Origin of the sequence: Kribbella polygonati, from assembly GCF_050320105.1 — a bacterium.
Classification (GTDB): Bacteria; Actinomycetota; Actinomycetes; order Propionibacteriales; family Kribbellaceae; genus Kribbella.
The window spans coordinates 3,842,903-3,860,297 of sequence record NZ_CP190129.1 but is presented as its reverse complement, the minus strand read 5'-3'; the positions used below and the strand labels follow the sequence as shown (position 1 = coordinate 3,860,297).

General features: G+C 69.7%; 19 protein-coding genes. 13 read left to right on the top strand and 6 right to left on the bottom strand.

Going from position 1 to position 17,395, the window contains the following annotated elements; translation table 11 throughout:
- Positions 1–81: 81 nt before the first annotated feature.
- Positions 82–597: a hypothetical protein gene (locus ACQHIV_RS18335; protein ID WP_427895885.1), complete on the top strand. Its 516-nt coding sequence runs from the start codon at positions 82–84 to the stop codon at positions 595–597.
- On the opposite strand, the gene ACQHIV_RS18330 is transcribed toward ACQHIV_RS18335, so the two are convergent.
- The 3 genes from ACQHIV_RS18330 to ACQHIV_RS18320 are packed head-to-tail and all read right to left on the bottom strand — an operon-like array spanning position 591 to position 2,008.
- On the bottom strand, positions 591–1,127 hold the full coding sequence (locus tag ACQHIV_RS18330) for a YbhB/YbcL family Raf kinase inhibitor-like protein (protein WP_427895883.1): 537 nt from the start codon (positions 1,125–1,127) through the stop codon (positions 591–593). The two genes, ACQHIV_RS18335 and ACQHIV_RS18330, sit on opposite strands and share 7 nt — an antisense overlap.
- 12 nt (positions 1,128–1,139) lie before the next feature.
- The gene (locus tag ACQHIV_RS18325) at positions 1,140–1,598 is read right to left on the bottom strand and encodes a nitroreductase/quinone reductase family protein (RefSeq protein ID WP_427895881.1); all 459 of its coding nucleotides are present in this window, start codon (positions 1,596–1,598) and stop codon (positions 1,140–1,142) included.
- Positions 1,595–2,008, bottom strand: a complete 414-nt coding sequence (locus ACQHIV_RS18320; RefSeq protein ID WP_427895879.1) for a PPOX class F420-dependent oxidoreductase — start codon at positions 2,006–2,008, stop codon at positions 1,595–1,597. The genes ACQHIV_RS18325 and ACQHIV_RS18320 overlap by 4 nt, the downstream gene beginning before the upstream one ends.
- A gap of 71 nt (positions 2,009–2,079) precedes the next feature.
- Here ACQHIV_RS18320 and ACQHIV_RS18315 point away from each other — a divergent pair, with 71 nt between their 5' ends.
- Positions 2,080–2,526 carry a MarR family winged helix-turn-helix transcriptional regulator gene (locus tag ACQHIV_RS18315; RefSeq protein WP_427895877.1) on the top strand — a complete coding sequence of 149 codons (447 nt, stop codon included), beginning with the start codon at positions 2,080–2,082 and terminating at the stop codon, positions 2,524–2,526.
- Between the two features lie 69 nt (positions 2,527–2,595).
- Complete coding sequence (locus ACQHIV_RS18310; RefSeq protein WP_427895875.1) at positions 2,596–3,522, top strand: AEC family transporter; 927 nt, start codon at positions 2,596–2,598, stop codon at positions 3,520–3,522.
- A gap of 19 nt (positions 3,523–3,541) precedes the next feature.
- Here ACQHIV_RS18310 and ACQHIV_RS18305 read toward each other — a convergent pair whose 3' ends face one another.
- Both ACQHIV_RS18305 and valS read right to left on the bottom strand, forming a co-directional pair.
- Positions 3,542–4,840: a hypothetical protein gene (locus ACQHIV_RS18305; RefSeq protein WP_427895873.1), complete on the bottom strand. Its 1,299-nt coding sequence runs from the start codon at positions 4,838–4,840 to the stop codon at positions 3,542–3,544.
- A gap of 147 nt (positions 4,841–4,987) precedes the next feature.
- The gene (gene valS / locus ACQHIV_RS18300) at positions 4,988–7,531 is read right to left on the bottom strand and encodes a valine--tRNA ligase (protein ID WP_427895872.1); all 2,544 of its coding nucleotides are present in this window, start codon (positions 7,529–7,531) and stop codon (positions 4,988–4,990) included.
- A 74-nt stretch (positions 7,532–7,605) separates the two neighbouring features.
- Here valS and ACQHIV_RS18295 point away from each other — a divergent pair, with 74 nt between their 5' ends.
- The 9 genes from ACQHIV_RS18295 to ACQHIV_RS18255 all read left to right on the top strand — a co-directional run bounded on the left by ACQHIV_RS18295 (position 7,606) and on the right by ACQHIV_RS18255 (position 16,416).
- The gene (locus ACQHIV_RS18295; protein ID WP_427895870.1) at positions 7,606–8,964 is read left to right on the top strand and encodes a bifunctional folylpolyglutamate synthase/dihydrofolate synthase; all 1,359 of its coding nucleotides are present in this window, start codon (positions 7,606–7,608) and stop codon (positions 8,962–8,964) included.
- Positions 8,961–9,323: a DUF4233 domain-containing protein gene (locus ACQHIV_RS18290; protein WP_427895869.1), complete on the top strand. Its 363-nt coding sequence runs from the start codon at positions 8,961–8,963 to the stop codon at positions 9,321–9,323. Before ACQHIV_RS18295 ends, ACQHIV_RS18290 begins: the two co-directional genes overlap by 4 nt.
- A 3-nt stretch (positions 9,324–9,326) precedes the next feature.
- Positions 9,327–9,737, top strand: coding sequence for a nucleoside-diphosphate kinase (gene ndk, locus ACQHIV_RS18285; protein WP_427895867.1), 411 nt, complete (start codon positions 9,327–9,329; stop codon positions 9,735–9,737).
- Between the two features lie 137 nt (positions 9,738–9,874).
- Positions 9,875–10,903, top strand: a complete 1,029-nt coding sequence (locus ACQHIV_RS18280; RefSeq protein ID WP_427895865.1) for a rod shape-determining protein — start codon at positions 9,875–9,877, stop codon at positions 10,901–10,903.
- 12 nt (positions 10,904–10,915) lie between these two features.
- Positions 10,916–11,890 (top strand): rod shape-determining protein MreC, encoded by a 975-nt coding sequence (gene mreC / locus ACQHIV_RS18275; RefSeq protein WP_427895863.1) that lies wholly within the window; start codon positions 10,916–10,918, stop codon positions 11,888–11,890.
- 3 nt (positions 11,891–11,893) lie between these two features.
- Positions 11,894–12,430, top strand: a complete 537-nt coding sequence (gene mreD, locus ACQHIV_RS18270; protein ID WP_380198905.1) for a rod shape-determining protein MreD — start codon at positions 11,894–11,896, stop codon at positions 12,428–12,430.
- Positions 12,427–14,478, top strand: coding sequence for a penicillin-binding protein 2 (mrdA, locus tag ACQHIV_RS18265; protein WP_427895861.1), 2,052 nt, complete (start codon positions 12,427–12,429; stop codon positions 14,476–14,478). The genes mreD and mrdA overlap by 4 nt, the downstream gene beginning before the upstream one ends.
- Positions 14,478–15,644: a rod shape-determining protein RodA gene (gene rodA, locus ACQHIV_RS18260; RefSeq protein ID WP_427895859.1), complete on the top strand. Its 1,167-nt coding sequence runs from the start codon at positions 14,478–14,480 to the stop codon at positions 15,642–15,644. The genes mrdA and rodA overlap by 1 nt, the downstream gene beginning before the upstream one ends.
- Positions 15,645–15,702: 58 nt before the next feature.
- Positions 15,703–16,416: a hypothetical protein gene (locus ACQHIV_RS18255; RefSeq protein WP_427895857.1), complete on the top strand. Its 714-nt coding sequence runs from the start codon at positions 15,703–15,705 to the stop codon at positions 16,414–16,416.
- A gap of 11 nt (positions 16,417–16,427) precedes the next feature.
- On the opposite strand, the gene ACQHIV_RS18250 is transcribed toward ACQHIV_RS18255, so the two are convergent.
- Entirely contained in the window at positions 16,428–16,832 is a 405-nt protein-coding gene (locus ACQHIV_RS18250) for a DUF2000 domain-containing protein (protein ID WP_427895855.1), read from the bottom strand.
- Positions 16,833–16,911: 79 nt separating this feature from the next.
- On the opposite strand from ACQHIV_RS18250, the gene ACQHIV_RS18245 reads away from it, so the two are divergent.
- Positions 16,912–17,364, top strand: coding sequence for an Lrp/AsnC family transcriptional regulator (locus ACQHIV_RS18245; protein ID WP_427895853.1), 453 nt, complete (start codon positions 16,912–16,914; stop codon positions 17,362–17,364).
- Positions 17,365–17,395: the final 31 nt, after the last annotated feature.

The following is a 17,395-nucleotide window of genomic DNA, read 5'->3' as shown; positions in this document are numbered from 1 at the left end:
AACTACGTCCGGTGGCGGAAAACGGTTCAATCTGAACCTGGCGGCCGGATCGCGCGTATCTGCGGGTGAGAGGAGATCCTGATGAAAACCACGATCTTGTTGCTAGGAGCAACCGTAGCCGCGGTCGGCACGCTGGCCGCGTGCGGCGGCAGCAACAGCAGTTCGCCGCCGGCCGCCGGGGGCGGAGCGGCGGCGGCCGTGTCCGTGAAGGACGTCAGCGGCGTCGGCCAGACGCTGGTCGACGCCTCCGGGAAGACGCTGTACTTCGCCGACCAGGAGGCCGGCGGGACGATCAAGTGCACCGGCGGCTGCCTGGACATCTGGGTGCCCGCGACCGGGACCGCCGCCGACGCGAAGACGGTCAGCGGGCTGGGCACGATGAAACGCTCCGACACCGGCGCGGATCAACTGACCTTCCAGGGCAAACCGCTGTACAGCTTCAAGCTCGACAACAGCGGCCAGGCCAAGGGCAACAACGTGTCCGACAACTTCTCCGGCATGAGCTTCACCTGGCACGCTGCGACCACGTCTGGTGCGGCGGCCCCGTCGCCGGCACCTTCGTCGTCCTCCGGTGGCGGGTACGGCAACGGTTACTGACGTCGGTAGACGGCCGTCAGGCGTCCGCGCACGATCGCGTTGCTGTCGATCGCCTTCAGTGCGTCGGCGAGCTTCGTACCGGCCGCGAGATTGGTTGCCTTGGACAACGCATAGACGGTGAACCGGTAGTGGTGCGTGCCGCTGGGAGGGCACGGGCCGTAGTACGACGACTTGCCGGCCGAGTTGGCGGCCTGGACGGCGCCGGCCGGCGTACTGCCCGCGGCGAGGGACGTGGTCTTCGGGTCGAGGTCCAGGAGCACCCAGTGCGTAAAGGTGCCGTTCGGCGCGTCCGGGTCGTCGACGACGATCGCCAGCGCCTTGGCGTCGGCCGGCGTACCGCTCCAGGCGAGCGGAGGTGAGGTGCCGGCGCCGTCACAGGTGTACTCGACCGGGATCGAGCCGCCGTCGTGGAACGCCGGACTGGACACGGTGATGCGCGACGGCGCGGTGGTGGCGGGCTCCTTCGGCCCGCCACCGCTGCATCCCGCCGTACCGAGCAGCATCACCGCCAGCAGCAGCACGCGACTCATGACCTCAAGGTACTAGCGGGCGATCAGCCGGATCACCGGCAGTTCCCGATCCGTCTTCACCTGGTAGTCCGCGAACCGCGGCGCCGCTGCGACGATCAGCTGCCACGCCTCCTCGCGCTCCGCCCCGTGCAGTTGCTCGGCGCGGACGGCGAGCGTCTCGCCGCCGACCTCGATCCGTACGTCGTCCGGGTGTGCGGCGAGGTTGTAGTACCAGGCCGGGTTGCCGGGCGCCCCGGCCGCCGCGGCCACGATCAGGCGGCTGCCGTCCGGCGCGGGGAACCAGCCGAGCGGCGTGAACCGTTCCTCGCCGGACCTGCGCCCGACGGTCCGCAGTACGAGGGCGTCGAAGCCCATGAACTTCGTGTTCCGGCCGCGGCGGATCCGGCGGTTGACGAGCAGGTTGGCCCAGTGCAGCAGTCGTCCGCGGGGCTGCCAGGAGCCGCGGGTGCCGGCCTTCGTGTCGAAGCTCATGGTGCCGTGTGCACGGTGCGGTTGGTGGTGACCTGGTCGCCGTGGCCGAACGGCTTGCCCTCCAGGTTGAAGCTCCACGAGGTCGTCGGCGTGATCCGCAGGTACTTGCCGGGGCCGAACTGCCCGGTCCGCTCGACGGTCTCGGCGGTGCCGTAGATGCGCAGGTACCGCGGCACCCACGGATCCGTCGACGGCAGGTCGTCGAGGATCACCGCGACCTTGGTGTTGCCGGCCCGCACGTTGCGGTACTTCCGCGTCTTCGCCGGGTCGAGGCCGCCGATGAACAGGTGCGTGCCGTCGTACTCGAACCCGACCGGTACCGCGTCCGGCTGTCCGTCCGGGCCGACCGTGGCGATCCGGGCGATCCGCTGGGTCCGCAGGTAGTCGAGTTCCTCGTCGTTGAATGACATCGGTCCTCCAAGATGGTTAATGCCACGTACTGTACGCATGATTAACCATACATGCCATGTACCGTAGTGCCGTGAGCGAGACATGGGCGGAGCGGCTGGACACCGGGACCGGGCTGATCCAGCTGATGACGCTCGTGCAGGGGATCTACGCCACCGTCTCGGAGCGGCACGAGCTGACGCCGGTGCAGGCCAAGCTGCTGTGCGTGCTGATCGGCGGCCCGCGCGGGATGGCGGAGCTGGCGCAGCTGTTCGGCGTCGAGAAGGCCGCGCTGACCGGGTTGATGGACCGGATCGAGAAGCGCGGGCTCGCGGTGCGGTCCGCCGTACCAGGGGACCGGCGGGCGGTCCGGGTGACGCTCACCGAGGCGGGACGGCAGGCGGCGTCCGCGTTCCACTCCGACATGGGCGAGGCGCTCGGCCAGCTGACCGAGCCGATTCCGGAGGGTGACCGCGAGCAGTTCCGCAGTACGGTCGAGGGCATCATCATGAGGTGCCGCACGTCACCGTCCAGCGAGTGAGCGGCCCGGCCCCTCGGACAGCGTTTGCCCCTACGATCGACCGCGTGCCCACCCGTTTGAGTTCCTGAGATGTCGGCCGTCATCGGCGCCTTCGCGGCGCTGGTCGCGGTGGCCGTCCTCGGGTACGTCGTGGGCGTCGCCGGCGTACTGCGTTCCCAGGACGAACTGGTGCTCTCCCGGCTGGCGTTCTTCGTCGCCACGCCCGCGCTGCTGTTCACCACCGTCGCGCGGGCCGACCTGCGGTCGATCTTCTCGGCGGTACTGGTCACCAACCTGGTCAGCCTGTTCGTGGTGCAGGTGGTGTTCCTGCTGATCGCGGTGGTGCTGTGGCGGCGCACCCGGTCCCAGGCCACGATCGGGGTGCTCGCCTCGTCGTACGTGAACGCCGGCAACCTCGGCGTACCTGTCGCGGCGTACGTGCTCGGGAACGGCGCGCTGGTGGCGCCGATCGTGCTGTTCCAGGTGCTGGTGATGGCGCCGATCGCGTTCGCCGTACTCGACGGGGACCGCCAGGGGAGTGGCCGGCGCGTCGACCTGAAGACGGTCCTGACCCGCCCGCTGCGCAACCCACTCACGGTCGCGTCCCTGCTCGGGCTCCTCGTGTCCCTGCTCGGCGTCCACCTGCCGGACCCGTTCATGCGCCCGATCGACCTGCTCGCCGCGGCCGCCGTACCCGTCGCCCTGATCGCCTACGGCCTCAGCCTCAGCGCCGGCACCAAGGACTCGATCACCCTCCGCCGCGACGTCGTCCTGGCCGTCTCCCTGAAGACGGTCGCCCAACCCCTCATCGCCTACACCGTCGCCCGCTGGCTCCTGGACCTCCACGGCCCCGCCCTACTGGCCCCCACACTCTTGGCAGCCCTCCCCACCGCCCAGAACGTCTACGTCTACGCCGTCCACTACCGAGCCAGCCGCCCCCTGGCCCGCAGCGCCGTACTCCTCAGCACCCTCCTCTCCATCCCCACCATGCTCCTCATCGCCGGCCTCCTCACCTAGAAAGTTTCAGCCAGGGGGTTCAGCGCATGGCTTTGAAGGCTTCTTCGGCTACCGGGGCCACCTGGTCCACGGGGACGCCTTCGTTGGCGGACTGGGCTATGACGGTGAGGGTGTTGGAGCCGCGGTAGCACTGGGTGGGGAGGTTGCCGCTCGCCTCCACGCAGGTGCTGTTGCCGACGTGCTTGATCTTGTCCGGGGTGGCGCCGGCGTCGGCGACGGTCTTGTCGATGTCGACCTTGCCGCGGAGCGCGATGATCACGTACATCCGGCTGCCGTCGATCGTGCCGTACGCCTCGACGGTCGCCTGCTTGCCGTTGTTGATCCGGCTGAGCGCCTCCCGCGTCTGATCAAGCTGCAGCTGGTCGCGAATCCCCTTGTCGGTAATCCGATCCAGCCCCGCAAGCTTCGCCGGCGGGTTGATCGCGCGATTCGTGTTCAACCGCTGCATCGGCCCGAGTCCCCACACGTACCCCAGCACGGCAAACACCACCAGCAACACCACCGCCCCCCCAACAGTCAACCAAGCCCCACTCAACCGAACCCGCCGCAACCCCTTCTTTTTCTTCTCCCCACCACCGACCGCCCCAGCCGCCCCCTTCCCATCCGCCGCCACTCTGGTCGCGTCGTCGCCCCCCGCACCGTCGCCAGAGGTCCCGCCAGCAGGCGCCGTTCCGTCGCCGGTCGCCTTCGTCGACAGCGCGCTCGCGTCTCCACCTGTGCTACCTGCACCCTGCGACGTCCCGCCCGCCGCTCCACCCGCGCCCTTCACATCCGCCGCTCCACCCGAGTCCGCACCCGTCCCACCCGCCGCCGCACTCACGCCCTTCACGTCCGCCGCTCCAGCCGCGTCGTCTGCGCCCGCACCGTTGGCGGTGGTCCCGTCGGCAGGAGGCGGTCCGTCGGCGGTCGCGTTCGTCGGGGGTGTGCTTGTGGCTCCGCCTGTGCTGCCCGCGCTCTGCGGCGTCGCGTCCGCCGCTCCACCCGCGACGGCGCCCTTCGCGTCCGTCGCCGTCCCATCGGGCGTGCCAGCTGTGTCCTTCACGTCTGCTGACGCCCCGGTCACGTCGGCCTCCGCACCGGCTGCGTCCGCACTCGCGCCGTTGGTGGTGGTTGCGTTGGCAGGTGCTTCGTCGTCGGCGCTCGCGGTCGTGGGGGACGTGGTCGCGGGTGCGGTTGTGTTGTCGGCGGTTGTCGGCGTTCCGCTCGGGCTGGGCTCGGCGGGGACGGCGGGGAGTTCTGTGGTGTCGTCGGTGGTGGGGTCGGCATGGGGCTGGGGGTCCGCCGGGGCGGGGTGCAGCGGGGTGGTGGGGTCGGTCATCTGGTGGCTCCTCGGACGTGCGGGTCACGGGGTGCGGCTGGTGGTTCGTCCCGATCGTTCCACATCGGAACAAGCTGGCCCCGCAGGGTAGCCGAACGCACAGGTGCCCGCCTCCCAAGCGGAAGGCGGGCACCCGGCGACAGCGACTCAGAGTGTCGCGACGACCTTGACCGCGTCGCACTCATCGGCATTCCAGACGATCTCGCCGGTGATCCGCCCGGCAGCGCGCAGGTCGGGCTCGGCCCGCTCCGCGAGCGACAGCCGTGCGGCCGGACCGGTGACCTCGACCTTCGAGACCTCGGTCTTCATCGACACCTGCGCCTCGGACTTCGCGCCGCGAATCCCGGCGAGCACCTCGGACACCGCGTCCAGGACCTCGGCCTCCTGGTCCGCCACCGCCAGGTCGTCCTCGACCGTCGGCCACGCCGACAGGTGGATCGAACCCTCCTGCCACCACGACCAGACCTCCTCGGTCGCGAACGGCAGGTACGGCGCCAGCAGCCGCAACTGCACCGACAAGGCCACCGCGAGCGCGGCCTTCGCGGACGCAGCCGGGGCCGCACCCTGACCGCCGTACGCGCGCTCCTTCACCAGTTCGACGTAGTCGTCGCAGAACGTCCAGAAGAACCGCTCCGCGATCTCCAGCGCCCCGGTGTAGTCGTACCGCTCGAAGGCCGCCGTCGCGTCCGCCACGACCGAGCGCAGCCGTTGCAGCATCGCCAGGTCGATCGGCTCCGTGACCGCCGCGGCGTCCACCGTCGTCGCCCCGAACCCGAGGACGAACTTCGACGCGTTCAGCACCTTGATCGCGAGCCGCCGGCCGACCTTCATCTGCGACTCGTCGAACGGCGAGTCCAGCCCCGGCCGCGCCATCGCCGCCCGCCAGCGGACCGCGTCCGAGCCGAACTTCTCCAGGATCTCCGACGGCACGACCGCGTTGCCCTTGGACTTCGACATCTTCTTCCGGTCCGGGTCGACGACGAAGCCGGAGATCATCGACCGCGCCCACGGCAGCGTGCCGTTCTCGAAGTGCGCGCGGACGACGCGGGAGAACAGCCAGGTGCGGATGATCTCGTGCGCGTGCGTGTTCAGGTCCATCGGGAAGGTACGCCGGAACAGGTCGTCGTCCCGCTCCCACCCGCAGACGATCTGCGGCGTCAGCGAGGACGTCGCCCAGGTGTCCATCACGTCGGGGTCGGCCTCGAACCCGCCCGGCTTGCCGCGCTGGGACTCGTCGTACCCGCGGGGCGCCTGGGACGTCGGGTCGATCGGCAGCTCAGCCTCGGACGGCATCAGCGGGTGCGCGTAGTCCGGCTCGCCGTCCTGGTCCAGCGGGTACCAGACCGGGAACGGGACACCGAAGTACCGCTGGCGGGAGATCAGCCAGTCGCCGTTCAGGCCCTCGACCCAGTTGAGGTAGCGGTGCCGCATGTGCTCCGGGACCCAGGCGAGCTCGTCGCCGCGGTCCAGGAACTCCTGCTTGAGGCCGGCGTCGCGGCCGCCGTTCGTGATGTACCACTGCCGGGTGGAGACGATCTCGAGCGGCTTGTCACCGTTCTCGTAGAAGTTCGCCATCCGCTCGGTCTTCGTCGGCTCGCCGTCCAGCTCGCCGCTCTCGCGCAGCTTGCCGACGACCAGCTCGCGCGCGCTGAACACGGTCTTGCCGGCCAGCTCGCCGTATAGCTCGGCGGAGTCCTCGAGCCAGGCCGGGGTCTCGCGCAGGAACCGGCCGTCGCGGCCGATGACCGTGCGGACCGGGAGCTGCAGCTCGCGCCACCACTGGATGTCGGTCTGGTCGCCGAACGTGCAGCACATCGCGATGCCGGCGCCCTTGTCCATCTCGGCGGCCGCGTGCGCCAGGACCGGGACCTCGACGCCGAACAGCGGCGACTTCACCGTCGTCCCGAAGAGGTGCTTGTACCGGTCGTCGTCCGGGTGCGCGATCAGCGCGACGCAGGCCGGGATCAGCTCCGGGCGGGTGGTCTCGATGTAGACCGGCCCGTCGGCGCCGTGGAACGCGACCCGGTGGTAGGCGCCCGGATACGGCCGGGCCTCCATCTCGGCCTGCGCGACCGCGGTCTGGAACGTGACGTCCCAGACCGTCGGCGCCTCGGCCAGATACGCCTCGCCGCGGGCGAAGTTGCGCAGGAAGGCGCGCTGCGACGTACGCCGGGAGTCCTCGGAGATCGTGGTGTAGAGGTAGGACCAGTCGACGCTCAGGCCGACCTGCCGCCACATCGCCTCGAACGCCTGCTCGTCGATGTGCGTGAGCTCGCCGCACAGGTCGACGAAGTTCTGCCGGGAGATCGGGAGCTGCTTCTTCGGGTCCGGCTTGGCCGGCGGCGTGAAGTCCGGGTCGTACGGCAGCGAGGGGTCGCACTTGACGCCGTAGTAGTTCTGCACCCGGCGCTCGGTCGGCAGGCCGTTGTCGTCCCAGCCGATCGGGTAGAAGACCTTCTTGCCGCGCATCCGCTGGTACCGCGCGACCAGGTCGGTGTGGGTGTAGCTGAAGATGTGCCCGACGTGCAGCGACCCGGAGACCGTCGGCGGCGGCGTGTCGATGGAATACACGTCGGCACGCTCGGCGGTGCGGTCGAAGGCGTAGGTCTGCTGCTCCTTCCATACGGCAGCCCACTTCTCCTCGAGGCCGTCGAGGCTGGGCTTGTCTGGAACGCGGGACGTCTGGCTCATGCGCACAATGTTAGTGGTTGTCAAGGGGTGCTCCGACCGGTTATCCACACCCCCCTCCTAGACTGGGCGTTCTGATGAGTGACCTCTCCTTCGCCGAGGTATCGGCACGACTCCAGGCGCGCTGGCCGGAGCACAAGATCGAGCCCTCCCTGGAGCGCGTCCGGCGGCTTGTCGAGCTGCTCGGGGACCCCCAGAAGGCCTACCCGGTGGTGCATCTGACGGGTACCAACGGCAAGACGTCGACGGCGCGGATGATCGACAGCCTGCTGCGCGAGTCCGGGCTGCGTACCGGCCGGTTCACCAGCCCGCATCTGGAGAAGGTGACGGAGCGGATCACGCTGGACGGCGAGCCGGTCAGCGACGAGCGGTTCGTCGAGGCGTACGAGGAGATCGCGCCGTACCTCGACGTCGTGGACGCCGAGCAGGAGCACCCGCTGACGTTCTTCGAGGCGATGGTCGGGATGGCGTTCGCGATCTTCGCCGACGCCCCGGTCGACGTCGCGGTGATCGAGGTCGGGCTCGGCGGCGCCTGGGACGCCACCAACGTCGCCGACGGCACGGTCTCGGTGATCACCCCGGTCGCGGTCGACCACGCGCACCTGCTGGGCGCGGATCCGGTCACGATCGCGGGCGAGAAGTCCGGGATCATCAAGCCCGGCGGCACGGTCGTGATGGCCCAGCAGAGCCTCGACGTCTTCGAGGTGCTGCTCCGCAGGGCCGCCGAGGCCGGCGCGCAGGTCGCCCGCGAGGGGATCGAGTTCGGCGTCGTCAGCCGTACGCTCGCCGTCGGCGGCCAGGTGGTGTCGATCAAGGGCCTCGGAGCGGAGTACGACGAACTGTTCGTCCCGCTGCACGGTGAGTACCAGGCGCACAACGCCGCCGTCGCGGTCGCCGCCGTCGAGGCGCTGCTCGGCGCGAGCCCGGAGACCGAGGGCCGGGTGACCACCGAGCTGCTGCAGGCGGGCTTCGAGCAGGTGACGAGCCCCGGCCGTCTGGAGGTCGTCCGGCAGAGCCCGACGATCGTCGTGGACGCGGCCCACAACCCGCACGGCGCGGAGGCGACCGCGGCCGCGGTGTCGGAGGCGTTCCAGTTCCAGCCGCTGATCGGCGTACTGGGCTGTATGAAGGACAAGGACGTGTACGGCGTCCTCGAGGCGTACGAGCCGATCATGGAGACGGTCGTCTGCACCCGGAACAGCTTCGTCGAGCGCTCGATGCCCGCCGAGGAGCTGGGGGAGCTGGCCGCGGAGGTGTTCGGCGAGGAGCGGGTGCTGGTCCGCCCGCACCTGATCGACGCGATCGACGACGCGATCCGGCTCGCCGAGGAGGGTGCGGTCGCGTTCGGGAGTGGCGGCGTACTGATCACCGGCTCGGTCATCACCGCCGGTGAGGCGCGGTCGCTGCTGGTCCGCAAGCAGAAGGACGAGAAGTGAGGTCGCTCGCCTCGATCGTGCTCGCGTTCGAGTCCGTGGTCCTGGCGCTCGTGACGCCGGTGATGATCTCGATCGCGGACGTCCGGCCCGCGATCGCGATCCCGACCTGTCTCGGGCTTTTCGTACTGGCGTTGCTCGCGGCCGGGCTGCTCCGCTTCCAGGCCGGATACGTCCTCGGCTCGGTGGTCCAGGTCGGCGCCGTCGGGCTCGGCTTCGTCGTACCGGTGATGTTCGTCCTCGGGATCGCCTTCGCCGCCTTCTGGGTGGCCGCCATCGTCCTCGGCCGCCGGATCGAGGCGGCCAAGAAGGCTCACGAGCAGTTAAGCTCGGCCGCCCCGACTACTTCGAGAGAGAGTTGACAGATGTCGCAGCGAACCCTGGTCCTGCTGAAGCCCGACACGGTCCGCCGGGGCCTGGTGGGCGAGGTGCTGGGCCGGTTCGAGGCCAAGGGCCTCACGATCGTCGCGATGGACCTGCGCACGATCGACGGTGAGATGGCCGACCAGCACTACGCCGAGCATGTCGACAAGGCCTTCTACCCGCCGCTGCGGGACTTCGTCACCAGCGGCCCGATGGTGGCGCTGGTGCTCGAGGGTGACGAGGCGATCGAGGTCGTCCGCGCCCTGAACGGCGCCACCGACGGCCGCAAGGCCGCCCCGGGCACGATCCGCGGCGACCTCTCGCTCTCGAACCGCGAGAACCTCGTGCACGGCTCGGACTCCGAGGAATCCGCTTCCCGCGAGATCAAGATCTGGTTCCCGGATCTCCCGTGACGGTTGGCCGGAAGGCCACTGCGGACTGCTGGTGAGGGGACCGATACGATACGTGCCTGGGCGGACGGGTCGTGTCGGTCCACAGGCTGCGTCGCTCAGCGTTTAGCCTGGTCGGGGACCGAGTGGGAGGTGCCGCGGTGGCCAACAGCATGCTCGGCCGCGACATGGCGGTCGATCTCGGTACGGCGAACACCCTGGTGTACGTGCGTGGCCGGGGCGTCGTGCTGAACGAGCCGTCCGTGGTCGCGACCCGGACGGACGAGCCGCAGGAAGCGGTCGCGTTCGGTCACGAGGCGAAGAAGATGATCGGGCGTACGCCGGGCAACATCACGGCGATCCGGCCGTTGAAGGACGGCGTGATCGCCGACTTCGACGCCGCCGAGCAGATGCTCAGGTACTTCATCCAGCGCGTCCACCGCCGGCGGTACTTCGCCAAGCCGCGGATCGTGGTCTGCGTGCCGTCCGGGATCACCGCGGTCGAGCAGCGCGCGGTCCGCGACGCCGGGTACATGGCCGGCGCCCGCAAGGTGTACATCATCGAGGAGCCGATGGCCGCCGCGCTCGGCTCGAACCTCGAGGTCCGCGACGCCACCGGCAACATGGTCGTCGACATCGGCGGCGGGACCACGGAGGTCGCGGTCATCTCGTTCGGCGGCATCGTCACCAGCCAGTCGATCCGGGTGGCCGGCGACGCGATCGACAAGGCGATCGTGAACTACTGCAAGAAGGAGTTCTCGCTGCTGCTCGGCGAGGCGACCTCGGAGCAGATCAAGATGACCATCGGGTCGGCGTTCCCGACCACCGACGGCCCGGACAGCGAGATCCGCGGCCGGGACATGGTCTCCGGCCTGCCGCGCACCGTGAAGGTGTCGTCGGCGGACATGCGGCAGGCGATCGAGGAGCCGATCACCGCGATCGTCGACGCGGTCAAGGCGACCCTGGACAAGACCCCGCCCGAGCTGGCGGGCGACATCGTCGACCGGGGCATCGTGCTGACCGGCGGCGGCGCGCTGCTGAAGGGCATGGACGAGCGGCTGCGGCACGAGACCGGCATCCCGATCCACGTCGCGGACAACCCGCTGGACGCCGTCGTGCTCGGCGCCGGCAAGTGTGTGGACAACATCGAGACCCTCAACCGCATCCTGGTCACCGACAACCGGCGCTGAGGTACCCACGGAATGCTCAAAGACCTCGGTAGCCCGTCCCGCGGTACGTCGGCCCGGAGCAGCACCTCGACCCGGAGCGCGTTCCGCTCGGCGGGCGAGACGCCGCTGCGCTCGGCCGGTACGCCGCGCGAGGTACGGCGCCGCCGGTCGGTGCTGGCGCTGGTGATCCTGGCCTGTTTCACGCTGATCGTGCTGGACGCCCGGCGCTCGGCCGGTTCGCCGCTCGAGCCGGTGCGGGAGGCGGCGGCCGCCGTCTTCGGCCCGCTGGAGCTGACCGCGACCTCGGCGCGGCAGCCTGTGGACAACCTCCGCGAGCGATTCGCCGAAATGGATAGGTTGAAGACCGAGAACGAAAAACTGAAGAAGGAGAACGAGGATCTGACCCGGCAGCTGGACACCTCCGACTACGCCCGGAGCCGGGCGCAGGAGCTGGACAGGCTGCTCAAGATCGCACCGCAGTACACGATGACCCCCGCCCGGGTGATCGGGATCGGCAGTGCGCAGACGTTCAGCCACACCGTGACGATCGACGCCGGCACCGCCGACGGTGTCCGGACCGACATGACGGTGCTGAACGGCACCGGCCTGGTCGGCCGGGTGGTGCGTACCACCCAGGGCACCGCGACCGTGCTGCTGATCGGCGACCGCAACTCGACCGTCGGCGGCCGGCTGAACTCGACGCTCGCGCTGGGCTTCGTGTCCGGGCGCGGCGACGTGGCCGGCACCCTCGACTACAAGCTCGTCGACCCGAAGGCGCGGCCGAAGGTCGGCGACCGGATCGTCACCTGGGGCTCCAGCGACAACGCGCCGTACGTGCCGGGCGTCCCGATCGGCGTCGTCACCTCGGTGACGCCGAACGAGGGCGCGCTCGGATCCACCGCAACCATCAAGCCGTACGTCGATCCGACCAGGATCGACACCGTCGGCGTCGTGACCGGGCCACCCGCCCGGCCGCCGCGCCAGCAAATCACCGGGAAGGGGAACTGACTTGTGATCGCGCTGCGGATCGGGTTGGCGGCCCTCTTCCTGACGATCGCCGTGACCCTGCAGACGTCCGTGCTCACGCACATCGCGGTCGCGGGCGTCACCTGTGACCTGACGCTGATCGTGGTCATCGCGCTGGCGCTGTCCCGCGGCGCGGAGTGGGGTGCGATCGCCGGGTTCGTCGGCGGCCTGCTGATGGACGTCGTACCGCCCGCCGACCACACCGCCGGCCGCTGGGCGCTGTCGATGGCCGTCGCGGGGTATGTCGCCGGCCTGATCCGGCGCGAGCGCACGTCGTCGGGGCCGGTGGGTCCGCTGGGCGTGGCGGTGACGGTGGTGCTGGGTACGGCGATCTCGTTCTTCCTGTACAGCGCGACCGGCTCGCTGCTGCACGACCCGTCGGTCGACTGGGGCCAGTTCGGCGTCCGCCTCGGGATCGCCGCCGGGTACGACGTGGTCGGCGCGATCGTGGTGATCCCGCTGGTGATGTGGATCATGGGCCGGGTCAAACCGGCCCGCGAACGCCGCCGGGTCGCGTCGTGAGCTGGGACGGATTCGACGCTCCGCTGAAGGCCCGGTTGCGGATCTTCGTGATCGGGGTGCTGGTTTTCTCCTTGCTGTGCACGCTGTTCGGCCGGCTCTGGTACATGCAGGTGATGTCGAGCGCCGACTACTCCCAGGCCGCGAACCAGCAGCACATCCGCCAGGTCCTGATCCCGGCCCCGCGCGGCACGATCGTCGACTCGCAGGGCCGGACCCTCGTCGGCAACCGGGTCTCGCTGATGATCACCGTCGACCGTTCCGTGCTCGCCAAGCTCCCGGAGACCCAGCAGAACGTCGTCATCGGCCGCCTCGCGAAGGTGCTCGGCCAGACGCCGAAGGACCTCAAGGCCCGGACGATGCTGTGCGGCGAGCCCGGCGCGTCGAAACCACCCGCCTGCTGGAACGGTACGCCGTACCAGCCGATCCCGGTCGCGAAGGACGTCAGCGAGCAGGTCGCGATCGAGGTGATGGAGCGCCGCGAGGACTTCCCGGGGATCTCCGCGGACTCGCAGACCCTGCGGGCGTACCCGGAGCCGTTCAAGGTGAACGCCGCGCACATCCTCGGGTACCTGTCGCCGATCACCACCGAAGAGCTCGAGGCGATGGACAAGGCCGGGCAGGACTCCGTCCCGCACCGCTCGGACCTGGTCGGCCGGGCCGGCATCGAGCGGTCGTACGACAAGCTCCTGCGCGGCACGCCCGGTGAGAAGGACGTGATCGTCGACGCGGTCGGGTACGCCACCGGCGTCCAGAAGCAGACCGCCCCGGTCCCGGGCGCGACGCTGGTGAGCACGATCGACGCGCGGATCCAGGCGGCGGTCGAGACCCAGCTGACGAGCGCGATCATGACCGCGCGGAAGCAGACCGACCCGGTCACGCACAAGAAGTACGTCGCGGACTCCGGCGCCGCGGTCGTGATGGACACCAAGACCGGCCGGATCGTCGCGATGGCCAGCTACCCGACGTACGACCCGGGCGTGTGGGTCGGCGGGATCAGCCAGCGCGAGCTCGACGCGTTGTACTCGGCGAAGTCCGGGACGCCGCTGGTGTCCCGCGCGCTGCAGGCGCAGCTGGCGCCGGGGTCGACGTTCAAGCCGATCACCACGTCGGCCGCACTCGGCGCCGGGTACAGCCCGAAGACCCAGCTGGACTGCTCGTCGTACTTCGAGGTCGGCAACCGCAAGTTCAAGAACTACGAGTCGGCGTCGTACGGGATGATCGGCTTCGACCGGGCGCTGGCGCTGTCCTGCGACACGTTCTTCTACCGGATCGCGTACGCGCTCTGGCTGAAGGAGGGCGGCAACTCCAGCGACGTGACCACCCACGACCCGCTGGTCGAGATGGCGCAGAAGTTCGGTCTCGGTACGCCGACCGGCGTCGACCTGCCCGGCGAGGCGAGCGGCCGGATCGCGGACCGGAAGTGGAAGAAGACGTACTACGACTCGATGAAGGACTACTACTGCAAGATCTCGGCGAACCCGCCCGCGGGGACGTCGGCGTTCCTGAAGCAGTTCTCCCGCGAGTTCTGCGTCGACGGGTACAAGTACCGCGCCGGCGACGCGGTGAACTTCGCGATCGGCCAGGGCGACACCACGGTCACCCCGCTGCAGCTGGCGACCGTGTACTCGGCCCTGTCGAACGGCGGCACCGTGTACGAGCCGCGCGTGATCCAGTCCTGGATCGGTGCCAACGGCAAGTCGCACGAGATCAAGCCGACCGTGAAGGCGACGCTCCCGGTGTCGGCGGGCAACCTGAAGTACATCGACAACGCGCTGAAGCAGACCACGATCTCCGGTACGGCGGCCTGGAAGTTCCAGGGCTTCCCGCTGGCCAAGATCCCGGTCCGCGCGAAGACCGGTACGGCCGAGGTCTACGGCAAGCAGACGACGTCCTGGCTGGCGTCGTACACCGACCGGTACGCCGTGGTGATGATGATCAGCCAGGCCGGTACCGGTTCGGGGGCCGGCGGTGACGCGGTCCGGAAGATCTACGAGACGCTGTACAACATCACGCCCGCCCCGCCGCCCGGTAAGGAACCGAAGCACTGATGGCGCTCCTGGCCCCGATCCGGACCCGGCCCCGGATGGACCGGCGCTCGACCGTGTGGCAGGTCGACTGGGTCCTCGTGTTCAGCGTGGTCGCGCTGTCGTTCCTGGGCGCGCTGCTGGTCTGGTCCGCGACGCACAACAAGACCTCGCTGACCGGCGGCAACCCGCACGCGTACCTGCTCCGGCACTCGATCAACTTCGCGATCGGCCTGGTGCTCGCGGTCGGCGCCGCGATCACCGACCACCGCCGGGTCCGGATCCTCGCCCCGGTGCTGTACGCCGGCTCGATCCTCGGGCTGATCCTGGTGCTGGTGCCGGGCATCGGCGCCACCATCAACGGGTCCCGGTCCTGGATCCTGCTGCCGTTCATGTCGGTGCAGCCCAGTGAGTTCGCCAAGCTCGCGGTGATCGTCGGGATGGCGCTGCTGATCGCGGAGAAGAGCGAGACCGACCGGAACGAGGACGCCCGGACGCTCGACATCGCGCAGGCCGTCGCGGTCGCCGCGGTCCCGGTGGTGCTGGTGATGCTGCAGCCGGACCTCGGCACGGTGATGGTGCTCGGGTCGATCGTGTTCGGCATCATCGCGGTGTCCGGCGTACCGAAACGCTGGATGCTCGCGCTGCTCACCGCGGGCGTCGTGGTGGCGGCGATCGCGATCAGCACGCACGTGCTGAAGCGGTACCAGATCGACCGGTTCACCGCGTTCATGCATCCGTCCTCGGATCCGCAGGGCATCGGGTACAACGTGAACCAGGCGCGGATCGCGATCGGGAACGGCGGCGTCTTCGGGCAGGGCCTGTTCCACGGCGGCCAGACGCAGAACGGGTTCGTCCCCGAGCAGCACACGGACTTCGTGTTCACGGTCGCGGGGGAGGAGCTCGGGCTGATCGGGGCCGGCGCGATCATCGTGCTGTTCGCGATCATCCTGTTCCGCGGGCTGCGGATCGCGGTGAACGCGCGGGACGCGTTCGGCCGGCTGGTGGCGACCGGGATCGTCTGCTGGTTCGCGTTCCAGGCGTTCGAGAACGTCGGGATGACGCTCGGCATCATGCCGGTGACCGGCCTGCCGCTGCCGTTCGTGTCGTACGGCGGGTCGTCCATGTTCGCCTGCCTGCTGGCCGTCGGGCTGTTGCAGAACATCCACCTGAGGTCGCACCGGTACTGACTGCCCGGTCAGGTACGCTGCTTGCTGCTCGGCCCGCCCAGAGCCCTCGGAAGGCCTCATGACCAGGTATTTCGCGCTTGCCGCTGCGCTTCTGCTGTCCGTGACCGCCTGCGGCGGGAACGACAAGAAGACCGCCACCCCGGGTCCCGCCCCGAGTCCCACGATGGCGCCGAGCGCGACGCCGTCGACGCCGGCCGGGCCGGTCACGCGGACGTCGGCGGAGCTCACCCAGGCGCTACTGCAGTTGGCCGACCTGCCGAGCGGGTTCGCGCTGGACAAGGACGAGGACGACGGTACGACGCCGTTCTCGGCGCCGACCAGCCGCTGCAAGCCGCTCGTGAAGTACCTGAACGCGAGCAAGGCACCGGGCTCGAAGGCCACCGCGTCGCGTACCTTCACCGGCGGCCAGGAGGGTCCGTACATCGACTACGGCCTCGACTCGATGGGCACCGCCGCCGAGGTCGACGACCTGCGCAAGGCCTACGCGAAAGCCGTCGACGACTGCCGGAAGGTGACGCTGAAGACCCCGGGCTCGGGCAACACCTCGATGAAGGTCGAGCCGATCACGGCGCCGGCGTACGGCACGAAGCCGTTCGCGTTCCAGCTGACCGGCACCAGCGGGCCGAAGCGCGGCCTCGAGTACGCCGCGGTCGTCACCGGCGTCGGCGACGTGATCCTCTCGGTCGGCGTCCTCGCCGGCCAGGGCGGCGAACTGGACCCCGCGACCGAAGCCGCCGTCACGAAGGCCCGCCAGGTCCTCAAGCCCGCGTGATCAGCGGTCCATCAGCGGTACAGGGGCAGCGCCCCGGTGAGTGAGTCGATCGACTGGCGCGGGCCGTAGAGCGCGAGGCCGAGGTACCGGATGTCGTCGGGCTTCGTGCCGGCCAGGGTATCGGCCATCTGCTCGTACGTACGGGCCCGCTGGGCGACCTGGTGCATGTCGTGGATCGTGACGTCCGGACGGGTGGCGGCCTGGTCCCGGAGCGTGCGGAGGTCGTCGGCGCGGAGGATCGGGATCGGGTACGCGCACATGCCGGTGTGCGGCGTACCGGCGGCGTCCGCGGTGTCCGGGCCGACCGTGCCGTCGTGGTGCCGGCCGAGGCCGACGCCGAGCAGGGCAGCGGTGTTCAGGGCCACGCCAATGGGCGCGTCGGTCGCGATGATCACGACCATCTTGTTCGTCAGCACGGCGGTCACGGTAGCCGGGTGCGCGGCCGATCGCGTCGTACGTCGAACATCGTCCGGCGGATCTGCGAAACTGGGGGCCGTGGACGAACTTGATACGGCGCTCCTGCGGATGCTGCAGAACGACGCCCGGCGGACCAACCGGGAGATGGCGGCCGAGCTCGGGATCGCGCCGTCCACCTGCCTGGAACGGATCCGCGGGCTGCGCGACCGGGGCGTCATCAGCGGGTACCACGCGGCCGTCGACCTGCAGGCGATCGACCGCTCCACGCAGGCGATCATCTCGATCAAGCTCCGCCCGCAGGCGATGGCGGTGGCGACCGCGTTCCAGTCGTACGTGATGGACCTGCCGCAGACGCTGGACATGTTCATGGTGTCCGGCGGCGCCGACTTCCTCGCGCACGTCGCGGTCAAGGACACCCAGGCGCTGCGCGACCTGGTCCTCGCGCTCGCCAAGCGCCAGGAGATCGCCGACATCCGCAGCTCTGTCGTCTTCGAGCACCACCGCCGGACGACGGTCATGCCACTGCCCTGAGCACTGTCCGTTTCCGCTCAACTACAGCAGG

What these genes read in the sequence shown, in the direction of transcription:
- ACQHIV_RS18335 (WP_427895885.1), top strand. Translation starts at nt 82, where the DNA reads ATGAAAACCACGATCTTGTTGCTAGGAGCAACCGTAGCCGCGGTCGGC.
- ACQHIV_RS18330 (WP_427895883.1), bottom strand. Translation starts at nt 1,127, where the DNA reads ATGAGTCGCGTGCTGCTGCTGGCGGTGATGCTGCTCGGTACGGCGGGA.
- ACQHIV_RS18325 (WP_427895881.1), bottom strand. Translation starts at nt 1,598, where the DNA reads ATGAGCTTCGACACGAAGGCCGGCACCCGCGGCTCCTGGCAGCCCCGC.
- ACQHIV_RS18320 (WP_427895879.1), bottom strand. Translation starts at nt 2,008, where the DNA reads ATGTCATTCAACGACGAGGAACTCGACTACCTGCGGACCCAGCGGATC.
- ACQHIV_RS18310 (WP_427895875.1), top strand. Translation starts at nt 2,596, where the DNA reads ATGTCGGCCGTCATCGGCGCCTTCGCGGCGCTGGTCGCGGTGGCCGTC.
- ACQHIV_RS18305 (WP_427895873.1), bottom strand. Translation starts at nt 4,840, where the DNA reads ATGACCGACCCCACCACCCCGCTGCACCCCGCCCCGGCGGACCCCCAG.
- valS (WP_427895872.1), bottom strand. Translation starts at nt 7,531, where the DNA reads ATGAGCCAGACGTCCCGCGTTCCAGACAAGCCCAGCCTCGACGGCCTC.
- ACQHIV_RS18295 (WP_427895870.1), top strand. Translation starts at nt 7,606, where the DNA reads ATGAGTGACCTCTCCTTCGCCGAGGTATCGGCACGACTCCAGGCGCGC.
- ndk (WP_427895867.1), top strand. Translation starts at nt 9,327, where the DNA reads ATGTCGCAGCGAACCCTGGTCCTGCTGAAGCCCGACACGGTCCGCCGG.
- mreC (WP_427895863.1), top strand. Translation starts at nt 10,916, where the DNA reads ATGCTCAAAGACCTCGGTAGCCCGTCCCGCGGTACGTCGGCCCGGAGC.
- rodA (WP_427895859.1), top strand. Translation starts at nt 14,478, where the DNA reads ATGGCGCTCCTGGCCCCGATCCGGACCCGGCCCCGGATGGACCGGCGC.
- ACQHIV_RS18255 (WP_427895857.1), top strand. Translation starts at nt 15,703, where the DNA reads ATGACCAGGTATTTCGCGCTTGCCGCTGCGCTTCTGCTGTCCGTGACC.